The organism is Caproicibacter fermentans (assembly GCF_014303955.1).
GTDB classification, from domain to species: Bacteria; Bacillota; Clostridia; order Oscillospirales; family Acutalibacteraceae; genus Caproicibacter; species Caproicibacter fermentans.
In genome coordinates, this window is sequence record NZ_CP060286.1 from 3,546,544 (window position 1) to 3,562,413 (window position 15,870).

At 56.1% G+C, this 15,870-nt stretch carries 12 protein-coding genes and 2 pseudogenes; 6 read left to right on the forward strand and 8 right to left on the reverse strand.

The annotated features are described in order from the left end of the window. Positions 1-2: 2 nt before the first annotated feature. From HCR03_RS17630 to pseB, 8 genes and pseudogenes are all read right to left on the reverse strand, one after another. Complete coding sequence (locus tag HCR03_RS17630; RefSeq protein WP_187035667.1) at positions 3-1,928, reverse strand: motility associated factor glycosyltransferase family protein; 1,926 nt, start codon at positions 1,926-1,928, stop codon at positions 3-5. Beyond that, positions 1,925-2,260: a hypothetical protein gene (locus HCR03_RS17635; protein ID WP_139104012.1), complete on the reverse strand. Its 336-nt coding sequence runs from the start codon at positions 2,258-2,260 to the stop codon at positions 1,925-1,927. Before HCR03_RS17635 ends, HCR03_RS17630 begins: the two co-directional genes overlap by 4 nt. Continuing rightward, positions 2,214-2,480, reverse strand: coding sequence for a hypothetical protein (locus HCR03_RS17640; protein ID WP_066643779.1), 267 nt, complete (start codon positions 2,478-2,480; stop codon positions 2,214-2,216). Before HCR03_RS17640 ends, HCR03_RS17635 begins: the two co-directional genes overlap by 47 nt. Positions 2,481-2,720: 240 nt before the next feature. After that, on the reverse strand, positions 2,721-3,248 hold the full coding sequence (locus HCR03_RS17645; RefSeq protein ID WP_187035669.1) for a GNAT family N-acetyltransferase: 528 nt from the start codon (positions 3,246-3,248) through the stop codon (positions 2,721-2,723). Then, a complete protein-coding gene (locus HCR03_RS20700) occupies positions 3,220-3,492 on the reverse strand; it encodes an SAF domain-containing protein (RefSeq protein WP_407926881.1) in 273 nt (90 codons plus the stop codon). Before HCR03_RS20700 ends, HCR03_RS17645 begins: the two co-directional genes overlap by 29 nt. A gap of 15 nt (positions 3,493-3,507) precedes the next feature. Beyond that, a pseudogene (gene pseI, locus HCR03_RS20705) lies at positions 3,508-4,352 on the reverse strand (pseudaminic acid synthase); the annotation flags it as partial. Further along, positions 4,307-5,521 (reverse strand): UDP-4-amino-4,6-dideoxy-N-acetyl-beta-L-altrosamine transaminase, encoded by a 1,215-nt coding sequence (gene pseC, locus HCR03_RS17655; RefSeq protein WP_187035671.1) that lies wholly within the window; start codon positions 5,519-5,521, stop codon positions 4,307-4,309. The pseudogene pseI and the gene pseC, both read right to left, overlap by 46 nt. Positions 5,522-5,563: 42 nt before the next feature. Further along, positions 5,564-6,578 (reverse strand): annotated as a pseudogene (gene pseB, locus HCR03_RS17660) (UDP-N-acetylglucosamine 4,6-dehydratase (inverting)). Between the two features lie 215 nt (positions 6,579-6,793). On the opposite strand from pseB, the gene HCR03_RS17665 reads away from it, so the two are divergent. The 6 genes from HCR03_RS17665 to HCR03_RS17690 all read left to right on the forward strand — a co-directional run bounded on the left by HCR03_RS17665 (position 6,794) and on the right by HCR03_RS17690 (position 15,836). Beyond that, entirely contained in the window at positions 6,794-7,684 is an 891-nt protein-coding gene (locus HCR03_RS17665; protein WP_187035673.1) for an aldo/keto reductase, read from the forward strand. A 4-nt stretch (positions 7,685-7,688) separates the two neighbouring features. Next, positions 7,689-8,366, forward strand: coding sequence for a cytidylyltransferase domain-containing protein (locus tag HCR03_RS17670; protein ID WP_066643773.1), 678 nt, complete (start codon positions 7,689-7,691; stop codon positions 8,364-8,366). 47 nt (positions 8,367-8,413) lie between these two features. Continuing rightward, positions 8,414-9,202: an SDR family oxidoreductase gene (locus HCR03_RS17675; protein ID WP_156989647.1), complete on the forward strand. Its 789-nt coding sequence runs from the start codon at positions 8,414-8,416 to the stop codon at positions 9,200-9,202. Between the two features lie 96 nt (positions 9,203-9,298). Then, complete coding sequence (locus HCR03_RS17680) at positions 9,299-10,717, forward strand: DUF4183 domain-containing protein (RefSeq protein WP_187035675.1); 1,419 nt, start codon at positions 9,299-9,301, stop codon at positions 10,715-10,717. Positions 10,718-10,957: 240 nt separating this feature from the next. Beyond that, positions 10,958-11,206 (forward strand): DUF2442 domain-containing protein, encoded by a 249-nt coding sequence (locus HCR03_RS17685; RefSeq protein ID WP_066643770.1) that lies wholly within the window; start codon positions 10,958-10,960, stop codon positions 11,204-11,206. 343 nt (positions 11,207-11,549) lie between these two features. Next, on the forward strand, positions 11,550-15,836 hold the full coding sequence (locus tag HCR03_RS17690) for a beta strand repeat-containing protein (RefSeq protein WP_187035677.1): 4,287 nt from the start codon (positions 11,550-11,552) through the stop codon (positions 15,834-15,836). The last annotated feature ends 34 nt before the right edge of the window (positions 15,837-15,870 follow it).

The following is a 15,870-nucleotide window of genomic DNA, read 5'->3' on the forward strand; positions in this document are numbered from 1 at the left end:
GCTCACACCGCCTTTTCCCGCGGCTCTTCCGAAAGAGCACGGAGGGAATCCGCCGCTTCTGCCAAAGTGACGGAAAGGCTCTGACAGACCACACGCAGATCATTGTAAAACCGGCTCTGAAGGCTAAATGCCTGCGCCGTTTTTTCCGGCGTATCGACCGTCCCCAACCGGTCCAGCAGGTGAAAATAAGCGCATTTCAACTGTTGAAAAAAGGTGCGGCACAAGACGTTTTCCGCAAATTGATGAAACGCGTCGATATTTTCCTGATAGGCTTCCTCCAGTGTCCGGCGGTCTTGTTCTTTCTCCCTGCTGCACAGCAGCAGCATCTTGTCGCATTTCAGCTTTTTTAAATTCATTTCCTTAGCAAGATTGCGGAATAAAACGGCGTAGCGTTCCACGTCGGTGATGAAACCGCCGAGCCGCGTCCTGCGCTCCGCGATGGAGATGTTCGCCTTGTATTCCGAAATCAGTTCGCCGACCCGGGACGGGATCGGCTCGACGCAGTATTGCCGGATCAGTTCGCCGAGCTCCGCCCGGTCGGCTCCGTGGATTCTTGCGCCGCCGTCCGTGGCGTTATAGAAACGATGCTCCGGATGGTCCTCGATGATGTGCTCCAGGCCCAGCCGGAAATCCGCCCAAAGCCGGTTGGAGGGAATCATAGTTCCGCTGTTTCCTTCCACATAGACCGTGGGAATGGCATGAATCCGTTCTCTTGCCTGCTTTCCGGTTTCCTGTGAAATGACCGCGTCTTTGCTGTGCGTGAGGCCGTCCGGTCCGTAGGCGAAATCCTGCCCCACAAATATGATGGGATCGGCGCCGAGGTACATTGCTATGCACGCCGCAAAATGTGATACGTTTGCACCCGCGTCCAACTCGCTCCCGTCGCCCAGGTTTTGGTTGAACCAGCGGTTCAAGTCTTCCCCCTTGCGGAGGATGGGGATTTTTTCTCCGGCAAAGGAGCGAAAGACTCTCGGGTCAGTTACCGCGAGCGCAAGGAGGGCAATGTCGGGGGAATAATTCCGGTCTTTAAAATGGTACAGATAGGTGTATTTTGTCCGTTCGACGATTGCCAGAATATCCGGAGTGATTCCGCTTTTGGTGAGCGGAACAATGGCCGACTCCACGCAGAGGATCAGGGCCTTGCCGTGAATCCCTTTGAGCTTCTGGATGCTTCGGTCCAGCGACGGGCCGTTGGAAATGATGAATGCCGGAACGTTCCTGTATTTTTCCTTCAGGCAGCTCGGGTACGGGTTTTCCAGAATCTCCCGGACGTTGGCCAGCATGTTCCTCAGGCCGGTCATGTTGTCCTGATGACTGTTTCCGAGCAGGGATGACAGAAAACACAGATCCCGAAAAAGATACCGGTGGATTTCAAGATACTCCGTTTTAAAGTTCCGCACGGCGGGTAAGGAAAGCACAACGGCCGGATGCGTGACGCCGAAAAAGAGCATATTGTAGAATAGCTCCTGAAACGCCTCTCTAAAGTAAGAGCTGTCCCCGATGAGAAATACGATCTTGTTTTCCTGAATCAGTTGAGACAGGTCGAAATAATACAGCATAGCCTTGAACAAATAGCGGTCCTGTTCAAACACGACCACAAGCGTGTGGGGCTCTTTGTGGGCGAACAGCTCGAAAAGCGCATACCCAAATCCGGTCCCGTAAAGGAACACCTCGGCCGGTCCTCCTGGCGCAATCGATTGATACCAGGTTTTCGCTTCCCGGATCGGATGTTCGCTCGTAATATGGAAGCTGACGTCCCCTTGCCGGTAACGGCAGACGGGGTACCCCTCCTCATTGTAGGTGACTTCTATTTTTTCCCGGAGCTCACTGTCAGAAATTTCAGACATGGAGGCTTTCAGCCATGGCGACAGCAGCGCAAGGTTTTTTTCATACATCTCTTTTGTCTCGTCCGGTTTGGCTGTTTTCATATTTCGCCGCCCCCCTTCCGCCATTCATTGGTCAAGGGAATGAGTGTGTCCTCCAGCAGATCGGTAAGACCGGTAATATCCCGATTCCGCATGGAAAGATACAGCCTTTGAAGGGGGAGCAGCAGGCGGTTCAGGTCAATCTGCGGCTCCCGCGAAAGCCGGTCGGTTTCGACCGCGTGCTCCAGCTCCTCCATGGCGTTCAAAAAGCTGTCCATGCCCTCGTTGTCCTCTCCGACCCGGAAATGCCCGACCGCCGCTTCCAAAAATTTCAGCAGACGCTTCTTTTCAGGCTTTGGCTGCATTGGGTCCGTTTCCGCCGTCGTCTTCTCCATCGACTAATTCCCTCCATCCGTTTAGCTGATAGGCCTTTAAATGTTCCAGCGTTCCGAAAACCTGGATTTGGACCGCGTTGTCAAAATCACTGAGGATTTTGTTTTCCTCATCCTCTTCCGCCTTCGATAAGATCACATCCTTCAGCGGACCGGCTTCCTCCCGTATAGCAGCGATTAGGCTGCGGAATTCCGGAATTTTCGCTTCTTCGCTCCGTTCCATCTGAGTTCCTCCCATTCGGCACAGTTTCTTTATGAAAATTCTGCTTCGTTACTGCATTCTATTCGGCCGACGGCGCAAGGTGTTACGTTCTCAGCCGGAATCATGGCACGTTACCTTCATCTTTATAATCAGAGCAAAAGGGTCCGGGTCGGCCGGATCATGACAATGCTATTGCCGATGGAAGAAAGTCCTGCCGCGCTGGAAAGGAATCAATTCGCATGTCGCGTGCCGATTGCCGGGTCAGCGCCCGCACGAATCACGATCATTAATCTTCCTCGGCTTTTCCAACCGGTAGGTTTGGCTGTAAAGAAGAAATCCTGCCTGTTCCGCGGCCTTTTGCGAAGCGCAATTCCCTGTAAGAATTACGGCTTCGAGCTTTTTCAGCTTGAAATGTTCAAAAGCATAGGCGCTTATCGCCCGGATTGCCTCGGTGCCGAAGCCCCTGCCCTGCGATAGAGGATCGATGAAATAGGAAACGTCGGCCGATTCTCCGCACAGATTCTGCAGGCCGGCAATCCCGGTTTTTCGACCGCTTGCTTTTTCGGTAACCATGAAATCAAACCTTGTCGCGTCGTCCCGGTATTTTTCAAACCACGCCAAGTGCGTTTCCATCGTGAGTGGAATTTTCGACCGAAAGAAGCGGATGATTTGCCCGTTGCTGCGCCATGCCACGATCTGGGCGGCGTCTTCCCAGGTAATGCCGCGGTAAAGCAGCCGGTCCGATTCGAAGCAGGCGTTTTTATCCCGGCTCAAAGAGTCCGAATTCAATCGGCTCACCCCTTTCAATGTCCCGCAGCGCACGTTTCCCAAGAGCATGGGAATAATATTTGGGCTTCATGCCGCAGCCGGGACGGATCACGCGGATATTCTCCTCGGTGAGAAGCTCACCGGCCCTGATGCTTTTCACGGCGAACACGGAGCGCCGGAGCGGCATGCTTTCCTTTTCGAGGGTGGACGTTCCGCCCGCCTTCCCGCCGATGATCTCCGCCGCCGTCCTCACGTCTTTCACCATTTTGCGGAATTCGCCGGGTTCCAGGGAAAAGGCTTTGTCCGCACTGTCGATACCGCGGCTCAGGCACAGATGCTTTTCGATCGCGCAGGCGCCCAGCGAAACGGCGACAACGTCTGCAATGCTTCCCGGCGTATGGTCCGAAAAGCCGACGGGAAGCGAAAAGGTTTTTCTCAGTTCGGGGATGGCCGCAAGGTTCATATCGCCGTATCTCGCCGGATATTCGCTGCAGCATTTCAGCAGCACGACCTCACGGTTGCCGCGCCCGTACGCCGCCCGCTGTGCCTCGCCGATTTCTTCTGAGGAGGCCATGCCGCACGACAGCAGGAGCGGCTTTCCCTTTGAGGCGGCATACTCGATCAGCGGCAGATCCACCAGTTCAAACGACGCGATTTTAAAGCATGGAACATTCAGCGCATCCAAAAAATCCACGGCGCTGCGGTCGTAGGGCGTAGAAAAAAGTCCAGCCCAAGTTTCATGCATTCGTCCCGGATCACGCCATGCCATTCCCACGGGGTACTGGCCTCCTTGTAAAGCTCGTAAAGCAGCCTGCCGTCCCAAAGACCGCCTTTGATTCGAAAGCAGTCGCGGCTGCAGTTAATCGTCATGGTGTCGGCCGTGTAGGTTTGCAGTTTCAGCCCGTCCGCCCCCGCTTCTTTGGCCGCCTGAACGATTTTCAGGGCGTTTTCAAGGCTTCCCGCGTGGTTCGAGGACATTTCCGCAATGATGTAAGGTCCGCGGCCGCAGAGTTTCTCATAGAAAGTCATACTGTCTTCTCCTGCCAATCTCACGAAAGTCGGTGGGGAAGGGAATCCCGCTATCCCGGTTTTCTGTAAAAGCCGATTACTTTTTTTACGGCGCATACCACGTCGGCAGCATCCTGGTCCGTCATGGAGTAAAAAAGAGGGAGGGTCAGCGAGGCCCTGTAGTGTTCCTCCGCATTCGGACAGAGTCCCTCCCGATAGCCAAGCCGTTGGTAATACGGCATCAGATAGACCGGGATATAATGGATGGCCGCGCCGATATTTTCGGCACGAAGCGCCTTGAGTACGGCGTCCCTGTCGGCTGTCAGCTTTTCCGTGTCGAGGCGGACGACATAAAGATGCCGGACCGTGTCCGATAAAGGGATTTCTTTCGGAAGAATGATTTCCGGCATCGGGGAGAATTCTTTGTTGTAAAAAGCAGTTAGTTCTTTTCTCCTTTTTGAAAACCGCTCCAGTTTATCCAGTTGACTGCAGAGAAGCGCCGCCTGCAGATCGGTGATGCGATAGTTGTAACCCAAAGCCTGCTGCTCGTAATAACATTCGTTTTCATTTCTGCGGATCCATTTTTCTCTTTCGCGCGTGATGCCGTGTTTCCCGTAAAGCCGGGCCTTTTCGCAGAGTGAATCGTCGTTGGTCGTGACGGCTCCGCCCTCCCCGGCGGTCACGGTTTTGACCGGGTGAAAGCTGAAAGCGGTCAGGTCGGCGATGCTGCCCACCGTTCGGTTGTCATACCGCGTGCCCATGGAATGCGCCGCGTCTTCGATCAGAATCAGATTGTGCTTTCGGCACAAGTCGCCAAGGGCGTAGAGGTCCGCCGCTTGACCCATGTAGTCCACTGCGATGATTGCCTTGGTGCGGTCCGTAATCTTTTGCTCCGCCGCCTCCGGCGAAAGATTCCAGGAATGGGGGTCGATGTCGGCAAACACGGGAATTCCTCCGCAATACAGCACGCAATTCGCGCTGGCGGCAAACGTCATCGGGGGAACGATGACTTCATCTCCGGCTTCAATGCCGGCCGCGAGACATGCCGTGTGCAGGGCCGCCGTGCCGCTTGACACCGCCACGCAGCAGGCGGCCCCCGTCACCTTGCATAACTTTTGCTCGGCCTTCTCGATCATGGGGCCGCAGGTTAGAAAATCGCTTTTCAGCACCCGCGTTACGGCGGCGATATCGTCCCCGTCAATATACTGCCTGCCATAGCTCAGAAAAGTATCGCGCACCGGTTTGCCTCCGTTCACGGCAAGCGGCGCAGCCGCATTTTTTTCCATTTAAGTATCAGAACCTCCCCATACAACAGCCGATTCCGAAAATCAATCGGCAGAATGGCCGTTTTCAGACGGGATCCTTGTCAGCAAGGACTGGAGCCGGCTTACATTCAGCCACTGCGTATTCGTGCCGGAACAATACTCAAACCGATACGGGACCTTTTTGGCGCCGTCCAGATTGTACTTGCCGGGGTCGCACCAGTCCATGCGCGGATAGATGACGTAATGCTTTTCGTATTCGTAGGTGGTAAGAGAATCCTCTTTCGTAATCATGACCTCGTGCAGCTTTTCGCCTTCCCGGATGCCGACTTCCGGCATTTCGCAGCCGGGGCAGATCGCCTGAGCAAGGTCCGTAACCTTGAAGGAGGGGATTTTTGAAATATAGGTTTCTCCTCCATAGGACTCGCTCAGCGCCTTCAGGACAAGGTCGACGCCTTCCTCGAGCGTGATCCAAAACCGTGTCATGCTGTGGTCCGTTATTGGCAGAGAAGTCGAGCCCTTTGCGACAAGGGAGCGGAAATAAGGAATAATGGACCCCCTGCTTCCGGCGACATTGCCGTAGCGCACAATGGAAAAAACCGTTTTTTTCGCGCCCGCGTAAGCGTTGGCGGAAATAAACAGTTTGTCGGAAACCAGCTTGGTGCCGCCGTAAAGGTTTACCGGGTTGACCGCCTTATCGGTGGACAGGGCGACGACCTTTTTAACATTCGAGTCGATCGCGGCGTCGATCACGTTGTAAGCCCCGAGAACATTGGTCTTTACTGCTTCAAACGGATTGTATTCGCATGCGGGAACCTGTTTCATCGCCGCCGCGTGCACCACGTAGTCCACCCCCGTCAAAAGCCCGGTAAAGCCGTTCCTTATCCCTGACGTCGCCGATGAAAAAGCGCATTTTATCAAGGTGCTTTGCAAACGTCATTTTCATCTGCCACTGCTTGAACTCGTCGCGTGAAAAAATAATCACCTTTTTAGGGTCGTAGTTTTCTAATACGCGCTTGGAAAACGCCTTCCCAAAGGATCCGGTTCCGCCGGTGATCAGCACCGTTTTTCCATTCAGCATACTACACCTGCTTTTCCCTTTGCTTCGCCGCAGCAACAGCGAAGTTTTATTTTATCCTTTCTCAATTTATGTTTCTATGGAAAAAATGTGCGCCGTAATGACTCGGGAGGATCGGGTTTCGCATATATTTGGGGCGAAAAAAATATATTGTAGGAAGATGGGACGGCTCATCGGGCGGACGGGAAATGACAGGGATCACGAGAGGATGACGCAAGATGAAACTGGCGCTGGGCACGGCGCAGCTCGGAACCGATTATGGCATTCAGGGAAACGGCAAACCTGATCCGAAAGAGGCGAGAAAGCTGCTGGACGCCGCTCTGGAGTTGGGGATTTCCCTGTTCGATACGGCGGCGGACTATGGCGACGCCGAGGTTCTTCTGGGAGATTATCTTGCAAAAAGCGGCGCGCGGGATTCCGCCCGGGTCGTAACCAAGCTGAGGCAGGGGGTCCTGGACGGCGTTCCCGAAAAGAAATACGAAGCCGTCCTGGAACAGAACATCGAACAAAGTATGCACAGGCTGAAGAGCGATCGTCTGGACGGCCTTTTGTTTCATAACGCGGAATATGTTTTCCGCACGCCCGCCGTGGAAGCGTTGATCGGGGAAAAATACCGAGGGGCCGTGAACAGAGTCGGGGTGTCGGTATATGCCCCCGCGGAAGCGGAGGAAGCCCTTGCCTATGACGGCCTTGACGTGATTGAGGTGCCGTACAACGTTCTGGACCGGCGACTCGACCGGAGCGGATTTTTTCGAAGGGCCAGGGAGCGCGGAATGACGATTTTCGCGCGCAGTTCGCTGCTGCAGGGCCTTTTGACGATGCCGCCCGAACGGCTCCCCGATTTCATGGGCTTTGCGGCGCCTTATGTCGCGCAGTTTCAGGAGCTGTGCGGGGAAGTGTCTCTTTCGCCGCTGGAGTGCGCGGCGGGCTTTGCCGCCGCGCACCCATACATCGATTACCTGATTTTCGGCGCGGACAGCGTGAAGCAGCTTGAGGAATATGCCCGCGCCGCCCGAAAGGGGATGGACCCGGAGGCATATCGGCTGATCTTTTCAGAATTTCAGGATGTTCCCGAACGGGTGGTCACCCCGTTCCTTTGGAGAAAGTGAGGGGATGCCAGTGCTGCCGTATCTGGCGATCGTACAGGCGCGGATGGGTTCGTCCCGGCTGCCGGGAAAGGTCATGGCCGATCTGTGCTCCAAACCGATCGTCTGGCATGTAATCGAAAGGCTCAGGCTGTCGGAAAGGGTGGGGGGGATCGTCGTGGCGATTCCTACGGGCGCGAGGGACGACGTCCTGTCCGCTTATCTGCATGAAATCGGCGCGGAGGTTTTCCGCGGGAGCGAGACCGACGTCCTGAGCCGTTTCTGTCAGGCTTCCCGGGCGCACCCGTCCCATGCGATCGTGCGTGTTACCGCGGACAATCCGCTTTTTGATCCAAAGGTGCTCGACGAAACCGTCAAATATTTTGAAAAGGGCGGGTACCGCTATGCCCGTACCGAGGGGTTCCCGCTTGGCGTCGGCGCGGAGGTGTTTACGGCTTCGCTGCTGGAGGAAGCGAACGGCAGGGCCATCACGCCCTATGAGCGCGAGCATGTCACCCCGTATATGTATACTTCGCAGGAAAGCCGCGGCGCTTATAACTGCGGGAAAAACCGCAGCCGTATCCGGTTTACGGTGGACACGGAAGAGGATCTCCTTTTCATGCGGAAAATTTACGGGCATTTTTTCAGGGGAGTTCACAATTTTTTTCTTGATGACATCCTTGCTTATCTTGGGGAAGAAATCTGACCTTCTCCGGGACGGACGGGATAAAACGGACGCGGAGGCGAATTGTTTTGAACAGTCTTTTTGATCTGACGGGCAGGACGATTGTTGTCGTCGGCGGGGCCGGCTACCTGGGCGGGCCGCTCTGCGAGGCTTTCGCGCAATACGGCGCCTCGCTGGTCGTCGCTTCGAGGAATGTCGCGCGCTGCCGGGCGCTGGCGGAGGAATTATCCGCGAAATACAAGATCGCAGCGCTGGGGGAACGCGTCGATATTCTGGATACCGACAGCATCCGGCTTTTGTTCCGCACTGCCAGCGAGCGGTTCGGAAAAATTGACGCCTTGGTCAACAATGCGTATTCGTCCGTTTTCGGCTCTGTCGAAACGATGACCGACGAACTGTGGGATCGGGGAATTCAGGGGACGGCCGGCGGGGCTTTCCGCTGTGTCCGTGAGGTTCTGCCGTACATGCTGAACCGGCAATACGGGAAAATTATCAATATTGCGTCCATGTACGGCGTGATGGCGCCGAATCCCGAACTATACGGCGGCGACAGCAGAATCGGCAGCCCTGCTTGTTACGGCGCCGGAAAGGCCGCTGTGATTCAGCTGACAAAATACATTGCCGCCTATTACGGCAGGCGGGGTATCCTGGCAAACTGCATCTCCCCCGGCCCGTTTCCTCATCAGAATGTTCAGGAGAACCGGGATTTCATGACCGCGCTCGGAGAAAAAACCATGCTGGGGCGTTTCGGCCGCCCGGAGGAACTCATGGGAGCCGCCGTGTTTCTGGCCAGCGATGCGTCCAGTTACATCACGGGGCAAAACCTCTGCGTTGACGGCGGAGCGACCTCCTGGTGAATATCCGCTGAGCGGCACGAGAATGTGTCACAGAATGCGTCTGGGGAATAATATAAAAGGGATCGCGGCTAAGAATTATTGCCCGGGGTGAACGCCATGTCAAATCTTTGTCCTTTCATTACCTGCCGGTTGACCGACCGATACGGAACTGTCGTCAGTCCATACGATCCGGGCGTCATTCTCTATACGGTGCTGCCTCTTTCGGGGAATAAGGTAAAACAAAAGAACCTGTCGGTCGCAATAGAAGGTTATGTATCAGTCTTTTTGGATGAAAAAAGAATTTCCGTCCCGATTCCGTTTTATATCGTTCAGTCCGTCCAGATTTCTGCCCCCAAAAGGAGTTCTTTCACCTTTCAGCTGCAGAGCTTTCATTGCTGGGCGCTTCCCTGCGGCTGCAGGGAAAATCCCGGATTTGAGCGAGTCAAGCTGCTGATTCGCATGGAAACGGTCGTTTTCGCCAAGAAAGACTGCAGCCTGCTCGTCCCCCGGATAGATTCCCGTCTGCGGGAAATCGACCGTGTTTGCATCTGTGCGAACAGGGTTTTTGACAGTGTCCGCTTTTGCAGCGGATGCTGTATCTGTTATAAAAATGTCGAGCTCCGCGCGGAGCTCTCCCAATACAACGCCGTTTCCGACGGCGTCAGGCGGACTTACCGCGACTGCGACGAACTGAAAAAATACGGCGGGAAGGGAATCCTCTCCCCGGAAGAAGTTTCCTATTACGATGTATTCGTAAACGGCGTACTGCAGCCGAAACCAACCTATCTTTTGAAAAGGGGAGAACTGACGTTTAAAACGCAGGACGTTCCTGCCAAAGGGGCGCCCGTCATTATTTTATTTACCACATGGAGAAATGTGGACTGCCAAATCATGGAGGTTTCCGATTGGCAGTACAACGCCGTTTCCGACGGAGTGAAAAAGAAATACACCGATGAAGACGAAATAAAAGAGTATGGAGCCCAGGGGATTCCCTCTCCCTGTGAGGTGTCCTATTTCAATCTCTTTATCAACGGCGTCCTTCAGCCGAAAGTAAACTACCGGGTTCGAAAGGGCCTTTTGGAACTGACCACATCGGACGCCCCCTCGAAAGGAGCTCCCGTCATTCTGGAATCCATCGCCATTCGTGATTCGGAAGGCCGCCTTTTCCACGCGGAGGCCTTCCACTACAACGCATACTCCTGCGGTGGGAAAATTTATACAAACCGGGATGAGATCCGCATGTACGGGGAAAATGGAATTCCGAATCCGAATTCGGTTTTTTATCAGAATTTGTTTATTAACGCCGTCCTGCAGCCGCATGTGAACTACATCGTGCAGCAGGGCTGCCTTTTGCTTGAAACAAGGGACTGTCCGACCGTCGCGGCCCCCATTACGCTGCAGTCCGTCAGCGGCGGCTGCGAACTGCCGCACTGTGAAACACAGATGTCCGACGCGGCGCTTGCACAGTGGAAAAGGGAGTATTCCTGTGGAGAGAATCCCGGCTTATCCCCCGATATTGTGCCGGGCGGGGACTAATGGCGAAAGGCCCCCGCCCGGCGGCAACAGAAGGATCACCTCGATATTGCTTTTGATGATCGATTCTGTCGGTTCATAAGCCCCTCTCAATCAAATAGCTTACGCAGCAAGTCCGGAACCTTTTCGGGCTTGCTGTTTTACTGTTTTAAAATACCCCATTTGGGGTATTTGCTATGCCGGCTTCCGATTGTATGATATACGGGATACCGGTATTAGAATTTGACGGAAAGGGACGGTAAAATGAGCAGGATCATCGGAGTCATCCCGCATGACGATTATACCTTAACCATCGCTCTGAGCAATGGGGATAAAATTATTTTAGATATGAGGAAAAAAGTCGACACGATTTTTTTTCAGAGCCTGAAATCTCCGGAAAAATTCAGAAACGTGCATTTCGAGGACAAACGGATTTTTTGGGACGGAGGCACGCCTAATCTTCCGCTGGGTTTCACGCTGGACAACATCCTGTTCGACATGCGGGATGAATAAACCCCTGAAAAGTCTAATTGCGACCGGGTAGAAAAGCATGAAACAAACCTGATAAGGTAAGCGGCAAGACCGCAACCGGAAAGGCGTCGGCACGGCCTGTATTATGTTCGACGTATTCGCACAATAAAAACATCTGCTGACCCACGCGTCCGTAAGAATCGATGTGAAAACCGGCATAAGGCCCAGAGGGGATTCGACGAGGCAGATCGGGGTGTTTTAGCGATAACCGCGCCGAATCTTGTTGGAATCCTGTTGAAGGCGCCTGCCATTCATGATAGGAAACAAGAAGATTTTTCGCGGGACAGCGAAGCGGTTCCACTTTAAATACAAGGAGAGAAAAAGAATGAACAGTAACTCAATCAGTCAAAAAGCGCTTTCTTTCTTATTATGTTTCACGATGATCCTGAGCGTTTTCGGGGTGGACACGGCGGGTGCGTTCGCCGCGGTAAACGACAGCGGGACAATGCGGAACGGCGCTCCCGTCACGCTGTACCTTGACAGCGGCGATATTGTCATTACAGAGAACGGGTACTCCGTGGGCGGCGGGGATGAGGTTCTCTGCACCGGCGGCTACGTGATTGCGCAGAACGGCAGCGGTGATGTCAGCCACACGATCACTGTCAAGAGCGGCACGCAGGACATTACGCTTCAAGACGTGCACGCAAAATCTGCCCACGGCGCGGCCTTTGAAATAGAAAGCGGCGCGGAAGCCGACATTACGCTCGTTGGCAGCAATTCGCTGGATTCAAGCGGCAGCAGCGACTTCTGCGCCGGGCTTTCGGTCAACGCAGACAGCGCGGTGCGTATCTCGGGAACCGGTTCTCTGACGGCTTACGGCCAACTATTATACGCCGCTGGCATCGGCGGAAATTATAACCAAAGCTGCGGCACGGTCGAAATTTCCGGCGGCACGGTTGAGGCGCACAGCGGCACCAACGCCGCGGGCATCGGCGGCGGCTATAGCGGCTCTGGCGGCACCATCAAGATCACCGGCGGCACGGTCACGGCGTACGGAGGCACCAACGGCGTGGGCATCGGCGGCGGAATGGACGGCTCCGGCGGCACCATCACGATCAGCGGCGGCACGGTCACGGCAAAAGCAGATCCGAACGGAGACGCGGATATCGGCAATGGCCACAACGGCGGCAAAAACTGCTCTCTGGCCGTTTCAGGCGGCGCCACTGTGACCATGCAAAGCGGTTTGGGGACGGACGCATCGCCTTTTACCCACAAGGACTGCACAATCATCATCGGCGGCACCACAACAAAATATGATGCTGACGGACATGCAATCGAGATTAGGACGTTGTACCTTGACAATGGCGACATCGTCATTACAAAGAACGGGTACTCCGTGGGCGGCGGGAATGAGGTTGCCTACAGAGGCCGTTACAAGATTACGCACAGCGATGCTGTCAAGGACAGCGATAAGGTCAAGCACAGTATCACTGTTGAGAGCGGCACACAGGACATTACCCTGCAAGACGCGCACGCCAAACCTACCCACGGCGCGGCCTTTGAAATAGAAAGCGGCGCGGAAGCCGACATTACGCTTGCAGGCAGCAATTCGCTCGACACAAGCGAGAGCAGCAGCAAACGCGCCGGGCTTGCGGTCAACGACGGCGGCACGGTGTGCATCTCGGGAACCGGTTTTCTGACGGCAACCGGCAAGATGAATAGTGCGGGCATCGGCGGAAATGGTGAGAATAGCTGCGGTACGGTTACAGTCTCCGGCGGCACGGTCACGGCGACCGGCGGCAGCGACGGCGCGGGCATCGGCGGGGGACTGAACGGCTCCGGCGGCACCGTTACGGTCAGCGGCGGCACGGTCACGGCAAACGGAGGTTATAACGGCGCGGGGATCGGCGGCGGCTACAACGGCAAAGGCGGCACCGTTACGGTCAGCGGCGGCACGGTTACGGCGACCGGCGGCAGCGGCGGCGCGGGCATCGGCGGCGGAAAGTACTTTACCAACGGCGGCGCGGGCGGTACTGTTACCATTTCCGGTGCGGACACGCAGGTGACTGCCAAAGGGCAGGACGGAGAAGACATCGGGTCCGGCGAGAAGAATGATAGCGGCGGCAGCCTGACCGTGGGCGACGTCAGTACAGTCGACGGCCCGGCGGTGAAACTGCTTTCGGCGGGAACGAACGCGTCAAACCCGGATGACAGCCGTCCTCAGTTCATGAACTGCGTAATTCATGGCGCGGGCGCTAAGGACGCAAGCGGAAATGACCTTAGCGGCTGTTACGATGCGAACGGCAAAATCAGGCTGGAAGTGACCATTCCGACACTCGCTTCCGCAAAGATAGGCGAAACGGTCACGCTGAGCGCGAGCGTCACAAAACACAATCCGGATGTTCAAAAATATCAATTCAATTCCGCGTCCCTTCCCGGAACGGTTCAGTTCACCGGGAACGGCACCTCACTCGGTTCTCCCGCGGGGGTGACAAACGGCACGGCGCAGATCAGTTGGACGCCGGCGAACGGAAACAAAGTCTCGCTGAAAGCGGCCTATGTTCCGGCGACAGATGACCGTTACGCTCCGGCGGAATCCGCGCCTATCGATTATACGCCGGGGAAAATAACGCCGGCTATCCAGACGGCCCCGACGGCCTCGCCGGTCAAAGCGGGCGAGAAGCTATCCGCGTCCGTATTGACGGGAGGCGTCGCGGCGGCGAACGGCAAGCAAATATCCGGCACATTCGCGTGGGCGCATCCGGATACGGCGGTTGCCGGCTCCGGAAATTACGAGGTGATTTTCACGCCGACGGATACGGCGGATTACAATACGGTCGGCGGCATTCCGGTGGCGGTGACGGTATCCGGGGGAAAAATAACGCCGGCTATCCAGACGGCCCCGACGGCCTCGCCGGTCAAAGCGGGCGAGAAGCTATCCGCGTCCGTATTGACGGGAGGCGTCGCGGCGGCGAACGGCAAGCAAATATCCGGCACATTCGCGTGGGCGCATCCGGATACGGCGGTTGCCGGCTCCGGAAATTACGAGGTGATTTTCACGCCGACGGATACGGCGGATTACAATACGGTCGGCGGCATTCCGGTGGCGGTGACGGTATCCGGGGGAAAAATAACGCCGGCTATCCAGACGGCCCCGACGGCCTCGCCGGTCAAAGCGGGCGAGAAGCTATCCGCGTCCGTATTGACGGGAGGCGTCGCGGCGGCGAACGGCAAGCAAATATCCGGCACATTCGCGTGGGCGCATCCGGATACGGCGGTTACGGCCTCCGGAAGCTACGAGGTGATTTTCACGCCGACGGATACGGCAACTTACAATACGGTCGGCGGCATTCCGGTGGCGGTGACGGTATCCGGGGGAAAAATAACGCCGGCTATCCAGACGGCCCCGACGGCCTCGCCGGTCAAAGCGGGCGAGAAGCTATCCGCGTCCGTATTGACGGGAGGCGCCGCGGCGGCGAACGGCAAGCAAATTTCCGGCACATTCGCGTGGGCGCATCCGGATATGACGGTAACGGCCTCCGGAAGCTACGAGGTGATTTTCACGCCGACGGATACGGCAACTTACAATACGGTCGGCGGCATTTTGGTAGAGGTGACGGTATCCGGGGAAAAAATAACGCCGGTTATCGGGACGGCCCCGACGGCCTCGCCGGTCAAAGCGGGCGAGAAGCTATCCGCGTCCGTATTGACGGGAGGCGTCGCGGCGGCGAACGGCAAGCAAATATCCGGCACATTCGCGTGGGCGCATCCGGATATGACGGTTACGGCCTCCGGAAGCTACGAGGTGATTTTCACGCCGACGGATACGGCGGATTACAATACGGTCGGCGGCATTCCGGTGGCGGTGACGGTCGCGGCGGCACCGTCGTCCGGAAGCCATTCCTCAAGTACTTCCGCTCCTTCTCTTCCCTCTTCGCTGACGGACGCTACGACGCATATCACCGTTGACCTTTCGGGCGTAACCTTCCCGTCGTGGGTGACGGGCGTTTCGCTTTCCGTTACCCCGGAAACCGCCTCCGGCGCTCCGACGGGGACGACGGGAGGCGCGGCCGACCCGCAGGGCGCGGCGGCATACCGTTATGCCGTATCTGATCAGGCGCTGAGCGTCATTGGAACGCCGCTTCTCTTGAACATCAGGCTGCTGGACCGGAGCGGAAACCCTGTTTCCTTTACCGGCAGCGCCACGGTCAGGATTCCGCTTCCCGCGGACCTGCGCGGCACGCCGCGCGTATTCCGGTACGAATCAAACGGTACGCTGACAGACATGAACGCGGCCGTGGAAAACGGCTTCCTCGTATTCCAGACCACCCATTTCAGCGATTACGTCGTCGCGGGCACGGGCGATTCGATCACGCTGGACACAAAGGATTATTCGATGCCCGTCGGCGGCAAGTACCAAATCGGCGTGAAGCTGACCGGTACGAAAGCCGCGGCGGTAAAATTCCACTCGACAAACGATAAAGTCGCAACCGTTGCAAAGCTGAAAAACGGCAATTATCAAGTCACCGGAAACGGCCTTGGCACGGCATATATCATGTTCGACGTGTACGACAATAAAAACAAACTCCTGACCCACGCGTCCGTAAGGGTGGACGTGAAAACGGGAATCCGGCCGAGGGGCGATTCCACCAGGCAGATCGGCGTGTTTTAGCCGGAAGGCGAACAAAATCCCTTTATTAATGGCG